We start from the raw sequence: 18777 nt of genomic DNA on the forward strand, positions 1-18777 counted from the left end.
GGCAAGGTAGAATGCATGCCTAAAGGAACTAAATATGAATTAGAGAAAAAGTCGGTATTAATCACTAAACCACTTTGAATAACAGCCTTTTTAGGAGCTGACTCCCAATAAGCAGGACACCAAGGTGTATAATCAGTCGTATCAGAATTGTCATCTAAAACTAATCTATAGGTTCCATCTTCAAATGCTTTTGAAATACTAAAGTTTTGATAGCTTATTGGACTGACATAAATCACATGATTCAATGAATCCAATACCTTAACAAACATCGCATCTGTATTTGGAAGACCAGCTTGATCATCTATTGGGAAATTCTCTTTACCATTGTTATTATGATCGTTAAAAATATACCCATCCCATTGCAATACGACTGGTTCGCAATGACTATAGAATTTACTTGAATATTTATCTAAGTCAGTTGCTGTTACATTACCCAAATATTCCCCAACAACCAAATTATTAATTGTTCCGCTGTATTGTAATTGTACAATTTCATAACTCGAGTACGATTTTACTGAATTAAATGAATTGGTATTACTAATCGAGACAATTTTATGATCATCAAACCCATCGGTTAATACATATTTCTCAGATTTTCCATTAGGTAATGCTGCTGCATTATCCATCGACCACGTACTATTAAAATCACAGTAATTGAATACTACAAATCTATAATTTGGTGTATTGGAACAATTTGGACTAAGCTCAGATAAAGAACTACCTACGTTCAATCCCGTTATAACAACCTCAGGACGATACACCAATGCGTGGATTCTATATTCACCAGATCCAATATTTTCAAAATTAGGTATAGAATCATTGATGGCTTTAATCTTTCCATCTGCTTGGTTAACCAACACATAATGAACTTGGCTACCTGCAGTATAACCAATATGAGATAGATAATCAACCGTCGCTGGTTCATAATTGAAACCTACCATAGGTGAAGAGGTTATTAACTGACCCGCTGATTCCACACAACATGTAACCATGTGTACTTGTAGGGAATCCGCCTTTTCACTATAACATCCATCCGTGGTTTTAGACCATAAATACACGTTTGATGTGCTTGCATAAGTGCTTGGGTTCGTAATCTGACTCACTCGTGTTGAGTTTGTTCCCGTCCACCACTCATAGCTAATTCCACTTTGCGAAGATGGCTCAGCCTGAGTTAAATCAACCGTACTTACATTGCAATTATTGATTAAAGAATCCAATGTCGCTACAGGTGTCGCTGGAATACCCGCATTTGCTACTACCGTCAACTGACTCGTGGAAGAGCTGATACATCCATCTACATTTTTAACTCGTAGCGTGTAGCTACCTGGATTTACGTTGTTAAAAGTAACTGCCGATTGATAATTCGTTGAATCAATGCTGTAGCTATAATTAGATCCCAATGGAGCCGTTACTTGAATCGTGGCGGTCGAATCTGCGCAAGTAGGTTGAAGAGTTACACTTGCTACTGGAGCTGCTGGACTTGCATGAACAATCACCGTAAAGGCTGTTCTTGCACTTTCCATGTTCCCCAACGTCTGACTCACGTAATAATGGAAGGTTCCTGAACTATCTGTCGATGGACTTGGAGCCACGCTACTGGCTGTTCCGCCCGTTGCATCGCTGTACCAATTCAATGTCGCTCCGCTTACCGCTTCTGCCTGAAGTGGCGCAGATGCTGCTCCAACGCAGTAGCTAATACTATCTCCTGCTATGCCTGGTAGTGGCGCAGGTAAGGTAGAATGCATGCCATAAAATGTTGATGTCGCACCACCCAAAAAGAAATTAGGTGTAATGACAACTCCACCTTGAACCTCAAATACCTTAGGACTCGCTACCCAATATGGATATACGGTTAAAGTAGTATCGGAAGTGTTTGAATTATTATCCAATACCAATCGGTAGATTCCATCTGCAAAACTTGGCACCATATTGAAATAATGATTCACCACTGGGCTTACTGCCATAACATTATTTTGTGAATCCAATAATTTCACAAATAGATCATTGTTCTCATAAGGTAAACCTGACGTACTTTCATTAGAGAAATCTAGGTTACCGTTGTTATTCAAATCATTAAAGACTTCTCCGTCAATCTGCAATACCACTGGCTCACAATAATCGAAAAACTTACTCGCCGTAAAATCTATGTCTGTAGCAGTTACATCTGCTAATAAATTACCAACAGCCAAATTATTGATTGTTCCACTATACTGAACTTGTATAATTTCAAAACTCGAATAAGATTCGATCGAATTAAAGCTATTCGTATCGCTAATAGCCACAATCTTATACGAATCAAATGCATCGGTTAATACAAATTTCTGAGACTTACCTGATGGCAAGGCTGCAGGAATTGGCATGCTCCATATTGGATTATTATCACAAGGTGTAAATATAATTACCTCATAGAATGGCATATTCGAACAGTTTGGAAGAACATTCGCCAAACTATTTCCTTCACTTAGTCCTGTTAAGGTAGCTTCTGGACGAGTCACCAAAGCATGAATGCGATAATATCCTGATCCCACAGATGTAAAATATGGAGCATTCGAATTGATCGCTTTTATTTTTCCATCCGCTTGATCAACCAATACGTAATTTACGACACTGCCAGGGCTATAACCCGTATGTTGTACATAATCAATTATAGCTGGTTCATACTGCGAATCAAGATAATCAACCGTCGCTGATAATACACCCGCTGAATCCGCACAACATGTAACCATGTGTACTTGTAGGGAATCCGCCTTTTCACTATAACATCCATCCGTGGTTTTAGACCATAAATACACGTTTGATGTGCTCGCATAGGTGCTTGGATTCGTAATCTGACTCACTCGTGTTGAGTTTGTTCCCGTCCACCACTCATAGCTAATTCCACTTTGCGAAGATGGCTCAGCCTGAGTTAAATCAACCGTACTTACATTGCAATTATTGATTAAAGAATCCAATGTCGCTACTGGTATCGCTGGAATACCCGCATTTGCTACTACCGTCAACTGACTCGTGGAAGCGCTGATACATCCATCCGTGGTTTTTACTCGTAGCGTGTAGCTACCTGGATTTACGTTGTTAAAAGTAACTGCCGATTGATAATTCGTTGAATCAATGCCGTAGCTATAATTAGATCCCAATGGAGCTGAGAACTGAATCGTGGCGGTCGAATCTGCGCAAGTAGGTTGAACAGTTACGCTCGCTACAGGTGTCGCTGGAATACCCGAATTTGCCACTACCGTCAACTGACTTGTGGAAGCACAGATACATCCATCCGTGGTTTTTACTCGTAGGGTGTAGCTACCTGGATTTACGTTGTTAAAAGTAACTGCCGATTGATAATTCGTCGAATCAATGCTATAGCTATAATTAGATCCCAATGGAGCTGAGAACTGAATCGTGGCTGTCGAATCTGCGCAAGTAGGTTGAACCGTTACGCTCGCTACTGGTGTCGCTGGAATACCCGCATTTGCTACTACCGTCAACTGACTCGTGGAAGAGCTGATACATCCATCTACATTTTTAACTCGTAAAGTATAGGTACCTGCAGATAAGCCTGAGAAAGTTAATCCACTTTGATATTGGGTACTGTCGATGCTGTATGTTAATCCACTTCCGATCGGAGAAGAAACAACGATCTTCCCTACCGAAACCAAACAAGTAGGTTGCTCGGTTACACTTGCTACTGGAATAGCTGGAGCTCCAGCATTGGCAACAATCTCTATTCCACTGGATGCCAAACTAACACATCCATCTGCATTTTTTACTTGAAGGGTATGAACACCCACTCCCACAGCACTAAAGGTTACTGCTGTTTGGAAGGCTCCACCATCCAAGCTATATTCATAACCTGCTCCCAATGGTGCTGTTACTTGAATCGTTCCTGTGGCCAATGCACAAGTAGTTGGCACTGAAACAATCGCAGTTGGTGGATTAGGTAAATCCAATATCTCCACACTTGAAATCACACTTGTATTTACACAACCATTGTTATCTATTACTTCTACTTGGTAATCACCTGCCACATTCACAGAATAATCAACTGAGGTATGTGACAATACATTTCCGTCTTTTATCCATCGATATGCATAGTTACTAGATCCCGTGGCAAGAGCAGTTAATGTGACAGATTCGCCCGAGCAAACTTTCAAATTGCTAGGATTTCCTGTTATAGCAATACTTGGCAATGCATTTACCGTAATTAAAACAGGACAAGAAGTGGCTTGTACATTTGAGCTTGAGCTAGAAACTTGAACATAGTATGTACCTGATTCATAAGCTTTTAATACCGCATCTGTTTGGCCAACTATTTCATTATTATTCCTAAACCATTTATACAATGGATTTGGAATACCGCTATTGACAGCACTAATCGTAACAGAATCTCCTGAACATACAGCGGTTGATGTCGTATTCAATACCGGTGGATCATAAATTCTAGTTACACTAGATAATTCAGAACATCCATCCCTTGTCACTTTTACTCGGTAGTATCCTGCCACATTCGCACTATGAATTTGACTAGTGGTTGACAATAAGGAATCTGATGCGGATAATGTATTTCTAAAATACCATTGATAGCTCATCGATCCACCCGAGTCAACTTGATCCTTGGCTTTCAAGTTAATCGGTGTATTGGTACAATTACTAAAAGCTAATTCCAAACCTTGTTCAATTTGAGCAAGTGGCAATGCATGAATTGCAATAGAAACCGAATCACTTGTTGCGCTGATGCAGCCATTCGAACTGGTGACATTAACAGAATAAACTCCTGTTTGCGTAACCGTATAATCTGCATTCACAGCACCTGGAATTAATACTCCATTCTTATACCATTGATTGCCTGTCGCTGAACTGCTAGTTATCACAACTGATGTTCCTTCGCAATAATTCGAATTCGTATTTCCACTAATTACTGGCTTAGAAGGCAAGCTGTTAATGGTAATATTTCTGGCGGTGCTTAAATCACTTTCGCAGCCTAAATCATTCGTGTATTTAACTTGATAAGATCCCGATGCACTCACTTGCAAGCTATCATTGGTTGCACCATTGATCAAGACTTGATTGTTGTACCATTGATTTCCACTTGTTTGCGAACTAATCAATGTAATATTTTGATCGGCGCAGTAAGTAGCTAAGGTATCGCCCGAAATCGTAGGCTTAGCAACTGGTAATGCTTCATAGAATCGGAATACTCGATTATTATCGATACAACCGTGAACATCCTTCACTTCTAAATAGTATTGTGCATATGCGTAAATACCTGCATTGGCAGCCGTAACAAATGGAGCATCTCCTACCGAAAGGGTTGTATTGTGTAAGTATGCTTGATTATGTACCAATGAATCTGATGCCCCAATCACGCCGGCATTAGAAACAAATGGACTTACGCCGTTTCCACCATAAAAATAATCCTTCCAACGGTATTCCAAATTCGATTCAGTTGAAACAGCACGGAGAACTACTGGCTTACCAGCGCAAACATAATTGAATTCACTTACTTGATTACTGGCTATGCTAAAATCAGGAGTAGCGAAATTAACTAATCTCACCGTATCCGAAACGGCACTACAAGCTGTTATCTTATCCGTTATTTTTACTTGGTAAGTACCCAATACACCCGACAACCAACTCGAACTATTCGATCCGTTAATCACTTGATTATTTCGCGACCATTCAAAATCATAATTGGCTGAATTTTGAACCACAGAACCCATTTTTACTTCCGCAGCAAAGGCGCCTTGTCCGAAAGTACCATCTGAATTTACTCGACAAACAGTTAATAAATTAGTTAAGCTATTATTGGCCAAAATAGCCACTGTTGGAAGCGCATTGAAATGAATATTCAAGGAATCACTTAGCACACTTTGGCAACCTTCTGCATTGGTCACTTGCGTTTGATAATATCCAGAAGAATTAACCACCAAGGTGTCATTGTTTGCTCCCGAAATAGCCACACCATCTTTGTACCATTGATTACCCGTCGCAACACTGCTAATCAATGTAGCACTTTGACCCACGCAGTAACTCGATAATGTATCACCAGAGATTGTTGGTTGGGCAGGTGTAAAAGGTGCCGGGTAAATAGTCGGACCAGGCCCCCATGCCGTACAGCCATTTTGGTTCGTAATTTCATAATTATAAGACCTCGGAACTAAATTAGCGAAAATAGGCGAAGATTGATATGGAGTATATACATCGGTATTATTTTCAGTATGTACTAAACGATAAGTATATTCTGAACCGATCGGATACGTTATTTCAATACTTCCAGTTGAATCTGTGCATGTAGGTTGTGTTATAGAGAATGTAGGTGTTGAGATGGTATTAATTACTACATTTACAGCTACAAGATTACTAACTATTGGAGCTGAAATTTTACGAATTCGATGACCGTCATTTTCTGCAATGTATAAATTATCATTTTTATCAAATGTAGACCGATACGAACCCTTAAATTTAGATAATAACAACTCGCCATCTAAATAGCCTGCACCTGTACCTGCAAAAGTACTTACAACAGCATCGGGATCAATTTTTCGAACAACTGGATAGTTAGCACCAATAAGATATAAATTATTCCTAGAATCTATACTTAACCCGTTTAAATAGTCAAATGAAGCGTTTGTACCAGTGCCGTTTATATATCCGAAATCACCAGAACCAGCAAACGTACTCACTTGTCCATCTGGAGTAATTTTTCGAATAACAAAATTACTATTATCTGCTACAAACAAATTCCCCCAAGTATCAAAAGCCAATCCTTCTGGAGATTTAAAGGTTGCTGAATCAACTGAACCATTAGTAAAACCAAAAGAACCCGTTCCAGCGAAAGGATATACCATACCAGAAGAACTAATCTTTTTAATTTTATTATCTCCTTTACATGCTACGTACAGATATCCATCTGGCCCGTAGGCTAGTGCTGTAGGATTTGCCAACACATTAATTGTTCCGTCTCCTGCGAATGTCGAAACAATACCTGCTTGACTAATTTTCCTAATTCTGTTATTCAATAAATCGCAAACCAATAAATCACCGGCAGGATCAACTATAATTCCAGTTGGTATTCTAAATTTAGCTGAAGCTGCTGAACCATCTACATATCCCATTGAACCAGCAACTCCCGCTATCGTGGTTACAACGCCACTCGGAGTAGTTTTACGAATGGTATGTGTACCAGAGTCTGTTGAATACACATTTCCATTCGAATCAGTAATGAGATCAAAAGGAAAACTATACTTTGCATTGGCTCCAACTCCATCCACGGAACCTGATGATATTCCTGATGGAGAACCAGCTAAGGTGGTAACTTGTGCACTTCCAGAAACGATTTGCTCAACATAATACGTCCCATTTGTCAATAAGGTTGTATCAGTCAATTTAATTGTTCTTGCGCTATCTGCATACCAAACGGTCTGATGACCACTTGACGGTGTAGTCAATAAATTCGATATTGCTTTATTTTCACAAAGTGTTTGTGTATCATCCGAAATACGGTTAACAGTAACTGCCTTTCTCAAACTTTCACAGCCATTGGTCTGGGAAGCATAATAAGTGACATCATCTACTAATGTGTCTGTCAAAGAAATCAAATTACCTCCAGTAATGGCATCATACCACTGAATATTATTACCTAAAGCAACTAAATTAGAAACTGTTTTAGTCCCTGTATATATTTGTATTTTATTTGCACTAGGTGGTAAAGGAATATTAGGCTGTGGATTGATCGTCACCAGTAATGTATCACTCAGACAAGCAAGTGCATTTTTAACCAACACTTGATAGTTTCCTGGACTTACATTTTCGAAAACATTGCTTAATTGGTAATTAGTACCTCCATTGATGCTGTACAGATAATCATTGGCAACAGGTGAATCGATCGTGATTTTACCTAATGCTGTCGTACAATTAGGTTGTACCAAAGTAGCTGTCGGCGTGCCCATGATCGGAACAATCACATTCACCGGTACACGATTAGTAGAAGCCACAGTGATTTTACGAATTAAATTCCCATTACTTGGAAAATATAAATTATCGTTTTTATCAATTGCGATATAATATGGACTCATACTTGACTCCAATGCCAATGTGTCTTTAAAAATACTGGAACCATTTCCAGCAAATAAAGTCACATCACCATTGGGGGATACTTTTCGAACATATCCAGCATAATCATAGGTCTGGGTTACATAGATATTATCTTTCGAATCAATGGTCAAACCCCAAAGATTACCAAAAGTCACATTACTTCCATTACCATTCTCCACACTGTAACTAAATAATCCATTCCCTGCTAAAGTAGAAACATCACCGCTTGGAGTAATTTTTCGAATGGCATAATTACCTTGATCCAGGATAATCAAATTACCCTGAGAATCAAATTTCAATCCCGTTGGAACATTAAAAGCTGCTGTGCTGAGATTTCCATCTATAAAATCTAAATTTCCAGATCCAGCGAAATCAGCAACCTCACCAGTACTTAAGATACGTTTAATCTTGTTAGCAACAGGATCTGAAAAATATAACAAACCATCGGGTCCAAAAGTCATTCCATTTGGAGTGGAAAATCCAGCTGCTGTGCCCATGCCAGGAGTATCTGCTGCAAGTCCACTACCTGCAATGGTGCTAACTACTCCGCCACTGATTTTCCGGATTTTATTTTCGTCTGCAACAAAAATCTCCCCAGAGTTATTTAGTGTAATAGCATATGGTGCTACAAATGTAGCTGAAGATACAGGTCCATCTGTCGTCCCACTTACGCCTGTCCCTGCGATGGTTGTTACAACTCCCAAAGGTGATATTTTTCGAATAAAACCTCCATTTAATCCGTATTCTCCGACATAGACATTTCCCTCAGAATCGGTATCAACGCCAGATGGATAATAAAATTTGGCAGAAGTCCCTGTTCCATCTAACGTTTCTGCCGGGGCTACCAGGGATCCAGCCAATGTGGAAACAGTCGCTGACGCAGAAACATTTTGCTCCACATAATACGTGCCTGTACTTAAAACCTCACTAGATGCTAACTGATCAACTGAGTTCATACTAGTGTACCAGCGTGCATGTTCCCCAGCGGTTGGAGTAGTAACTAAGCTCGAAATCGTGCTGTTTAAACACAAAGTTTGTGTATCATCCGAAATACGTTTTACTCGGACAGGTAAGCGTCCACTTTCACAACCATTGGTAAATTGAGTCGCATAATACGTGGCATCATCTGCTAAATTGGTCGTCAATGGCAACTCTGTTCCATTATTTTGACTATCGTACCATTTGATGGATGTTCCCGCAATATCAACAACAGCTAACGTTTTGCTACCTGTATAAATCTGTAACGTTTTACCAATTGGTAAAGAACTCACAGGTTGTGGTATGATTTCTATACCTGTTGAATCGGTGACACAATTATTATCTTTGACATTGATCGAATAAAAACCTGAATTTAGGTTCGTAAAGTTGGGTGATTGTTGGTAGGCACCACCATTGATACTGTAGGTATAGGCTGAAACTCCAGCGACAGGTAAAGGAGCTGTAATTTGAATAGAACCCTTCGCTTCTGTACAAGTAGGATTCGTTTTAATAAATGTTGGTTTAGGCGGATAGATATTTTGGACAACAACATTGGCGGTCAAATTGGAATAACAATCATTCTGAGGATCATACCAAGCTGCTCGATACGTACCAACATTAGCAGCTGTTAGAGCTGTTCCACTTAATTTATTGCTTCCAGTGGCAACTGAATCCGTATGGAATGTCAAGATACAATCGCTGCAATTTACAGGTATATTCGTTGCTTGTAAATTAGTTAAATTAAACGTAGCGCCACAATAAATAGTATAAGTAGTGGAGGCTCCAGCAATAGCAGGCGCATCCTCTCCTGCTCGACAACCAGTGGTAATAGCTTCTGAACGCAAGGTACTTGGGCAACCTGCACTTGAAATTGCACTGACAGAAACATGTCCTCCGTTGGCTCCAACTGTAGCTGTCACTGATTCACCGGTTAAAACGGTTGTTGGAGTCCAACTAACAGGTAATGTCCATTGGTAAGAAACCGCATTCGTAACTGGTCTCACCGAATATGTTTGTGTTGTTCCGGGAACTACTTGATTTAATCCCGTCATCGTACCAGGTTGAGCTGGTGTAATAGGTTGAGCTATAATAGTTGGTGAATTAACCGATTGTTCACAATAACTAGTGGTCCTTATCGCCGATATGATATGTGCTGATGTATTGGCTGTAACATTAAATTGATTGTTAGATGAATATGGTCCCCCGTCAATGCTAAATTCATAACCCTCAGAAGCTAATGGGGTATTCACTGTAATTAGTGCCGTAGCCATTGAACAAGTGGGTTGAACCGTAGTAATGGTTGGAACAACAGCTAGATCTGGTTGTGGATTAATGGTAATAGTCCTTTCATTGAAACACTGTGTAGCGTTTTGAACATGAACAACATAATTACCGGCTGCTAAATTCGAGAAAGTAGTGTTAGAAGAATAAACTCCGTTGTCCAAACTATAGGTGTAACCCGTTCCTAAGGGTGAATCCACTGTAATGGAACCTGTACTTGTCGTACAATTAGGCTGAGTAATTAATACCGTAGGAACTGTTGGTTTTTCCTGTGTAAATAAAACGATACTCTTATAATCGTTCATTTTAAATGCATCACAAGAAGTACCATTGCAAGTCATTCCAATATTTTTTCCTACAAACAACACAGCCGATAAAGGAGGATAAAATCCTAAATCTTCCACTGGTTGAAGTTTGATATTCATAACAATCGAATCCCCTTGAGCAACGCCTGCTGGTAAATTCCAAACAAGTGTGGTTGTTCCATCGTCATTTACTTCCAAACTAGGTTGATCCAAGGAAGCATTTCTATTTCCTGCAGTATTTGGGTTATAATAGGCGAATTTAACCGTAGAAGGTATGACAAAATTGATTTGATTATCATTCGGTGTGGCACTTGGACCCACATTTTTCATACTGATGTGATAGGTACTTCCATCCGTACAATTATTGATGGTCGCATTTTTTGTCCGTGTAAAATCCATCGAATACCCAAAATTCACAATGTCCGAAAAGGAAATTGGAGCAGATTGTTTGACGATGGTCTCCAAGGGAGAACCGCATACTTTTGTTCCGGTAAAAGTATGTTTGATAGAATAGCCTTCATCAGCACCACATTCTGTAGTTACTTGATATTGTACAACTATTTTATTTTGCGTAAAATCAGCTGTCCCAGGAATAGTTACTTGAGATAAAATTCCACTTCCGCTAACGCTAGGCGTAGTTATATTAAAGTCTAATTGTTTTCCAGAATTAGAGATGATAGGATTATAAGAAACCGAGGTGAAACTAGCATTAGCAGGATATTTCACTTTCACGCTATTGGGCACATAAACCAATCCTGGAGGTAAGGCAATTTGAGCTTTTAAGTCTTGAACATTTCCCAAAGAAGAGCTAATTAATTGAAATTCAACAGTAAAAGGAGAACAAAATGTATATGAAGATCCTTCATTGAAAGGTAAAAGCTCAGCATCTAACGATGCAACTGCTGGATTTATCGTAAAGGTTAAATGTTTACTACATTTTATGCCACTAAATGAAGTTGGAATTGCCCCAGAAGGACATTCATTGCCGTAGTAAACTTTTATACTATCAGAAGTACATTGTACACCCAATGCCAAATCTAAGGTAACATCAACAGACGAATTGGCCGTAAGATTGGAAAGTTGATAAAATCCGTTTGAATTAGGAGAAACTGGCACTCCACCAACTTTTACGTTACTAATATTAGTATTTGAACCTTGTTGTTTCAAATAAAACCATAAATTAGAAATCGATTTGGAAGTACTTGGATTAGTCAATTTGAATCCAAAAGATCCTTTTCCTTGATTAGGGGTTTGAGATATAGCAGTTAATGGCGTTCCATTTGCAAGTACTCCTGGTGAATTAAACGTAGAAGTAATAGGAATATTAACTTCAACCTCATTTTCCGGAGAATAATTGTAGGTTCTCCTGTATTTCATATCATTGACAATTTTCAAATTTGCCACTGATTCACAATAAGATGTAGGATAAGCCTTTATAGAAATAAAGGTTGTCTTATTTTCTTGCGGATATTTCCGAATATCTGTTGAATTAGACAAAGAATTCCGTAAAGATTTTATATTGTAAGTGACTACATTGCCACTTACTGTTTTAAATGATTCAATCGGATTTCCTGAATAAGCACTTATGGCAAGATATAACGCAAAAGTTGAATTGTAGGTAAATCCACTTGAAAGAGTAAATTTCAACTCGTCTAATTCAGCTGTATTGCGATATTCATATGGAAAAGAAAAGGTAGTACCAGAATAACCAAGAACAGAGGCAAATTCAACGAAATCACAGATTGAACTGGTATTTTGAAAAAATGTATTGTTATATGGTCGTAAACTCGTGACCAATTGTACACCTGATTTAACAGACAAGCATGAGGTTTTCAATCCTCCACCATAAGTCCAATTATTATCGGCTGTTGTCGGACTAGAAGCTATATAAGTAGTAGAACTAAATGTTGCTGAAATAAATGGAGTTTCTGTACCTGAAGTATTATAAAAAATTTCTGAATTTAATTTATAGTCTTGGCTTACCGAAATTTCATCATTCGTTTGGTAGGTACCCATTGTAATAGGTAATGCATTATCCCATTTAATGATAAAGTCATTTTTAGAAGGTGAAATTCTTACAATTGTACCCGTAAATGAAACGCTCATTCCCGAACGTGTAATTGTGATGGTCGGATTGCCCTCAGGACTTAGATTCACATTCGGATTTTTAGCCAATAAAGCTGAACTTAAAATAAAACGCTGATCCGTTTGAATATAGTTGGCGTTGGTGTATAATTTATATTTAGTAGTAGATCGATATATATCATTCATTCGAATATAATTCAAATAAATTTTATTTGTATTTAAAGTTCCAGATGCATCCGGAAATCCATCATCATTATTATCTACTAATCCTAACGTAATTCTACTATTTTCAGAAGAAATGACCCCAATAGAAGGACATGAAATCGGACAGACAAAATCGATAGAATCCATTTTAATAGTCCTTGAAATCAATGGATTAGCACAACTATTGTCCCAAATCGCAATGGCACGATAGGTAATAGGCAATTTCCCACAAGCATTTACTCCATCGGAACTAAACGAAGCTCGAATGGTTGGATATATATTATCATTAGTATTTGAAAATCTAATGGTCAGCTTGTTTCCTGAAAATACAGGATAACCTGATGCAATGGTACTGCCACTCGATACATTAATACTTCCAGCATTATAGGTTACTCCATTCGGAACCTCTATTTCTGCTTGATAAAGTACCTTGGAGAGTGATAAATTCTGAATATTCAATACCCCACCATATGGATTAGTATTCCTTGCAGCTAAATCTACGTTGAATTCTAAAGGAAATGTGCTTGCCCCAACTACTTGCGGAGGAGTATCAGTTGACTTCACATATGTCGATAACATATGATAACCATACAGGGCACCTGCATTTTGGGAAGTAGCTGAATAGGTACCACATTGATTATAAAATCCGCCTAAAGCCCCTAAATTTCCCGCAGCATAATAACTATTTCCTATATAAACTTGTGATATATCTTGAAGTACACCTGTTGCTGTTCCATCTACAACTCCAGAATTATCACATTGGGTTAAACCATATTCAATCGTTATTTTCTCACCAGGTTGCAATACATAACCAGATGGGAATAACATTTGATAGGATGTTGGCTTGTTATAATTACAATGACCAACATTTTGGATTTGAGAATTTCTTCCATAAACAGAAAGATTTGTTGCAGCAATAGGTGTGCCACCATTAGGCGTAAACATAATACTTGACTCCACTATACTTTCCGTACTCCCACTCACTGTCGTAATAGTTCCACCGAAATCATAAAAACCAAAAATCAGGTTGGCCAATCTCATAGGACTTGTCCCCGTATTTTCATAAACAGTTTTAATATGCCTGGTAGCTGCACCTGTGGAACTTATAAGACCACATGTGCTCGTAAATGGTGTTTCAGTTGTAGTTATTTTTAAAACAGGAACACCCGAATTTATCGAGTTCAAAGACGTTACTGAATTACTTGTAGTACATATTGCCTCTGGACAACCATAGGCGACTGAGATATTCCTCGAATTACTTGCACAATTTAAAACTGTAACGGTATAGCGTAAACGAATTACTCCATTTTGCTGCAAAGAATTATTTAAGACAACATTAACCGTTTTATTACCAGATTGTAATGTAGCTGTACCGACAACAGCATTATTTTCATCGATCACACTTATATTACTAAATAAGTTACTTGGTGAATTATTATGATCAATTGTCACGGTCATATTTTTCACCTCTCCTAAGGCACCATTAACAATGGTAACTTCTTGTATATAGGAGTCTCCAACATTCAAATTAGATAAAGACGCATTACTAACATTGGTAATAGAAAGTACCGGACTTAGTAAACTATAGTTGGCTGATTGAACCCCATAAGTTAAAACTCCTGTAAGATTATTGGATTTGGTTAATTGATTAACGCCATTGGATTTTAACAAATAGGAATTGAAAGAAGAATTACTCGTTGCCGCGCTGCAATCAGATTTTAAATCAAACGTAATCTCAACAACTGCTAAATCGGGTATAGCATTATTAATCGTAAACTTGGTTCCATCCCAAGTTACTCCCCCACTCGTATAAGCTCCACTCAATAAGTTTAAATTAACCGAGTTAGAATCTGTTTTGTCAACTAAGGTTCCGGCTACAAGGGAAACACCTGTTGGGAAAGTTGGCCAAATAGTAGCATTGGGAATGGTGGATCCCGACTTATTTTGAACTAAAACTTTAAAAGTCTTTTGTTGATAACATTTCGACAAGTTGGTCGAAGTATTATTCCATACTAAATAAATATTTTCTGTTTGTGCAAATGACGAAAAAGAAATTCCGACCAATAATAAGAAGAAGAATAATTTGAAGTAGTTAGTTGATGATTGACTTTTTGATTGGAACATCGAAAGTTAGTATTAATGGTTATATAAACGTTTATTTATAAAAGGGTATAATTCAGATTTTTTGTATTTAAATGTGAACGGAACAAAATTACTAAAATTTCCAAAAAATAAATAAGAAAAAATAAAAATACTTAAAAATCAGCCCATTATACCGTTAAATCAAAAAAGCAAAGGCAGTTAAATATAGAAAAATACAATTTATGGATAAGCAATATAGGCTCAAAGACCCAATAATACCTCGTCACACTTGTAAAATTGCAAGTATTTGACCTAAAATTTATTTTAAATAATTTTATACAACATATTGACATATGTTAATTGTACGAATCAAGGCGTAAAATATCCAATTGAATAAAAATAAACCTATTTTTTCATTTTCAAGATACAATACCTTTAACTATCCCATAAATACCCCACACCCCCTACTTGTATTTTAGTAAATATTTTATAGCTTTATTTGTTTTTTACCTATTTAATGCAACAAAAACTATGAAAAAGAATAATCTAGCTAATTCCAGACGTGATTTTATCAAATCCGCTAGTTTAGCATCCGCTGGATTTATGATCGTTCCTCGCCATGTATTGGGAGGCAAAGGATTTACAGCTCCGAGCGACAAATTATTGGTCGCAGGAATTGGAGTTGGAGGAAAAGGAAAATCGGATTTGAAAAAATTCTACGAAAGTGGTAAGGCAGAGATTGCTTACCTATGTGATGTAGATGATCGACAAGCGAAAGATTCTGTAGCAGCTTATCCAAAAGCAAAATATTACAAAGATTGGCGCGAAATGATGGAAAAAGAGTCCAAAAATTTTGATGCCGTTTCTGTTTCTACCCCCGATCATAATCACGCCATACAAGCCATGGCTGCCATGCAATTGGGTAAACACGTGTATGTTCAAAAACCCATGACGCATGATATTTATGAAGCAAGAATGCTTACTGCAGCTGCTGAAAAATACAAAGTGGTAACACAAATGGGTAATCAAGGTTCATCTGGCGACGGGGTTCGTCAATTAGTAGAATGGTATGATGCTGGTATTATTGGAGATGTACATACAGTCCAAATTTGGACCAATCGCCCCATTTGGCCACAAGGTATTCCATGGTCAAAAGAAAAACCAGCGGTTCCACAAGGATTAGATTGGGATTTGTGGTTAGGTACAGCTCCATACAAAGATTATGTGGATAATTTAATTCCAGGATCTTGGAGAGGATGGTGGGATTATGGAACAGGTGCGCTTGGCGATTTAGGTTGTCATTTAATGGAAGCTCCTTTCCGAGTACTGAATTTAAAATATGCTAGCGATGTTCAAGCGAGTGTAGGAAGCGTATTTACAGCATTTGGAAAACGAGGTGTTTTCCCCGACAGCTGTCCTCCTTCTAGTCATGCAACGTTAACCTTCCCTAAAACAGATCGCACACAAGGACCTGTTACCATGCATTGGATGGATGGTGGTATCAAACCAGAACGTCCAGAAGAATTAGGACCTGATGAAATGTTTGGAGATGGAAATTCAGGTATTCTATTCATTGGCACTAAAGGAAAAATGATGGCGAGTGAATATGCCGCCAATCCAAGATTGCTTCCTTTAAGCAGAAATGAAGAAGTAAAAGTAGCACGTAAATTAGAAAGAGTTCCAGGTAGCGCAGAAGGTCACTATGCTCAATGGGTGGAAGGTGCCATCGCTGGTTATGGTAAAAAACAATTAAGTTCTCCATTTAATCTAGCTGGACCTTTAACAGAAGCTATATTAATGGCTAATTTAGCTATCCGTGTTGCGGACATGCCATTCCCACGTCCAACAGGTAATGGAACACACTATCCAGGATCCAACACCAAATTGCTTTGGGATAACGTCAATATGCGCGTAACCAATTTCGATGCAGCCAACCAGTTCGTAAAACGCCAATACAGAGAAGGCTGGAATTTGGGAGTCTAATATTTAGTGATTAGTGTTTAGTTATTAGTTATTAGTTATTAATGCGAATTAAGGGTTGAAATTTCCAATTATCAATCTCTTCCTTTACCGCTTTTGGCTTTGATACTTCGGAAAGCTCAGTAACCGAGCTCATTTAACACTATTTATTCTTTTCAGGACTTATAATTGAACTTACGGTTAATCCGACGAAAGATTTGAACGAAGCGGTAGGCGGAGCTTTGACAATGCGCATGGGCGATGTGCATCAGGGTCAAAGAAAATAGCCGAAAGCGTAGTGAAAATCGATCAGCTTGCTGATTCGTCTTGGATTAACTTGCGACTAATAAGTTTTTTTGTTTCTTTTTTTTCAAAAAAAGAAATACCATAGAAAATGAATTAACCAGAAAATTGCATTGTTGGCCAGGAAAAATGTAATTAAATTTGATTTAGCAACAATTATTGGAAAAGATCCTGAATTTTAGTTTTTAACCCTTAATTCGCATTATAAGTGTTTAGTTATTAGTTATTAGAGTTTAGCGCGACCATAAAACTCTAATAACTAATCACTAAATCTACTTTATCATTTTCGATTCCAACACAATCATGGAACTTGGAAAATTCACATTTAACTCATCCTCTGCTGTGACAAAAATTTTGGTTGGTTTAAAAGGAGAAACCGTTTCAAAAGAGGCCTTCAGTTTTTTGGTTATCATTTCGTGCGAACTATTAATTTGACCTAAATTTTTCGCTCGTCCTTCTTCATTTTCCATCCAAACCACATATGCTTTTCGCGGTGGCTGTAAGCGTTCTACTTCAGCTAAATTCACGAATTTAACATCTATTACATAATTTTTATTTTTATCTTTCTTCAAACGTATGGTTCCTTCGGCGGCAGGAACAATGGAAGACGTTAGAAATGTTGTAGGTCTTGAACAGGCACTCCCTACCAGGAGGACTGAACAAATAACACTAAAAAAAACAAGGATTTTTTTAGCAATCAATTGGCGATTTTCCATTTGTGTATTTCTTTAAATAATTATAAAATTCTAAATCCAATTGTTGCTTAATACCAGGCATTTTTGTAGCGTGGAGTGGTAGATGTTCCATTCCCATTGTTTTGCTGCAAATCATAATTAGCACGAATATCTAGCACCACCTTACCAAGATTAATTCCAACACCTGCCGTAAGACTCATCAAATTTTTTCGATAATTGTCATTAGAAAAATCTTGTTGTTGTTGGGTCGTCAATATTGTACTATTAAATACATCTGTTTGCTTCGTCAAGAATGAAAACTGAGGTCCAGCTTGGATAGTCAACATAGAAATTGGCTTTAAAGTTACCAGATCAGGTATATCAATATAATCTGTTGATCGAGTGAAAGTATAAGGTAAAGCTAAATACTGACCAGATGCCTTAAAAACATCATAGGCTGTATAACTCAAATAATACAATCCATCAATTTGCGAGATTCGAGGATCCTCTAAACCTTGAGATTCATAATCATGTTGAGAAAACAAAACAGGCACATCTGATCGATAAGTTACTTGGGTCGGATTAGACAATTTAGCATATCCAATACTGGAGAAATTTCCTTCTTTCACGGCTCGATAAAACAGGTGAATGACATTCCCGATTAGGATGACTGCGGGATTCAACACACCACTATTTTCAAATCCTAAGGCGGTTTTTTCCAACAAAACTCCTTCCTTTTTTAGCTTTAGTTTCATCCCTTAAAGTTCCCCCAAATAAAAAAGAAATCATTACATAAAAACGCTTGATTCTTGTAAGCTATT

At 37.8% G+C, this 18777-nt stretch carries 4 protein-coding genes; 1 reads left to right on the forward strand and 3 read right to left on the reverse strand.

All coding sequences use genetic code 11. The features are described 5' to 3' along the window. A partial coding sequence (locus tag V7S76_RS03330) for an Ig-like domain-containing protein (protein WP_459508611.1) occupies nucleotides 1-15062 on the reverse strand: 15062 nt, incomplete at its 3' end. A 489-nt stretch (nucleotides 15063-15551) separates the two neighbouring features. On the opposite strand from V7S76_RS03330, the gene V7S76_RS03335 reads away from it, so the two are divergent. Continuing rightward, nucleotides 15552-17003: a Gfo/Idh/MocA family protein gene (locus tag V7S76_RS03335; RefSeq protein ID WP_459508612.1), complete on the forward strand. Its 1452-nt coding sequence runs from the start codon at nucleotides 15552-15554 to the stop codon at nucleotides 17001-17003. Between the two features lie 551 nt (nucleotides 17004-17554). Here V7S76_RS03335 and V7S76_RS03340 read toward each other — a convergent pair. Both V7S76_RS03340 and V7S76_RS03345 read right to left on the reverse strand, forming a co-directional pair. Further along, entirely contained in the window at nucleotides 17555-17998 is a 444-nt protein-coding gene (locus tag V7S76_RS03340) for a hypothetical protein (protein ID WP_459508613.1), read from the reverse strand. 47 nt (nucleotides 17999-18045) lie between these two features. Beyond that, nucleotides 18046-18711, reverse strand: a complete 666-nt coding sequence (locus tag V7S76_RS03345; RefSeq protein ID WP_459508614.1) for a glycoside hydrolase family 130 protein — start codon at nucleotides 18709-18711, stop codon at nucleotides 18046-18048. Between the last annotated feature and the right edge of the window lie 66 nt (nucleotides 18712-18777).

This window comes from Aquirufa sp. ROCK2-A2 (assembly GCF_054558485.1).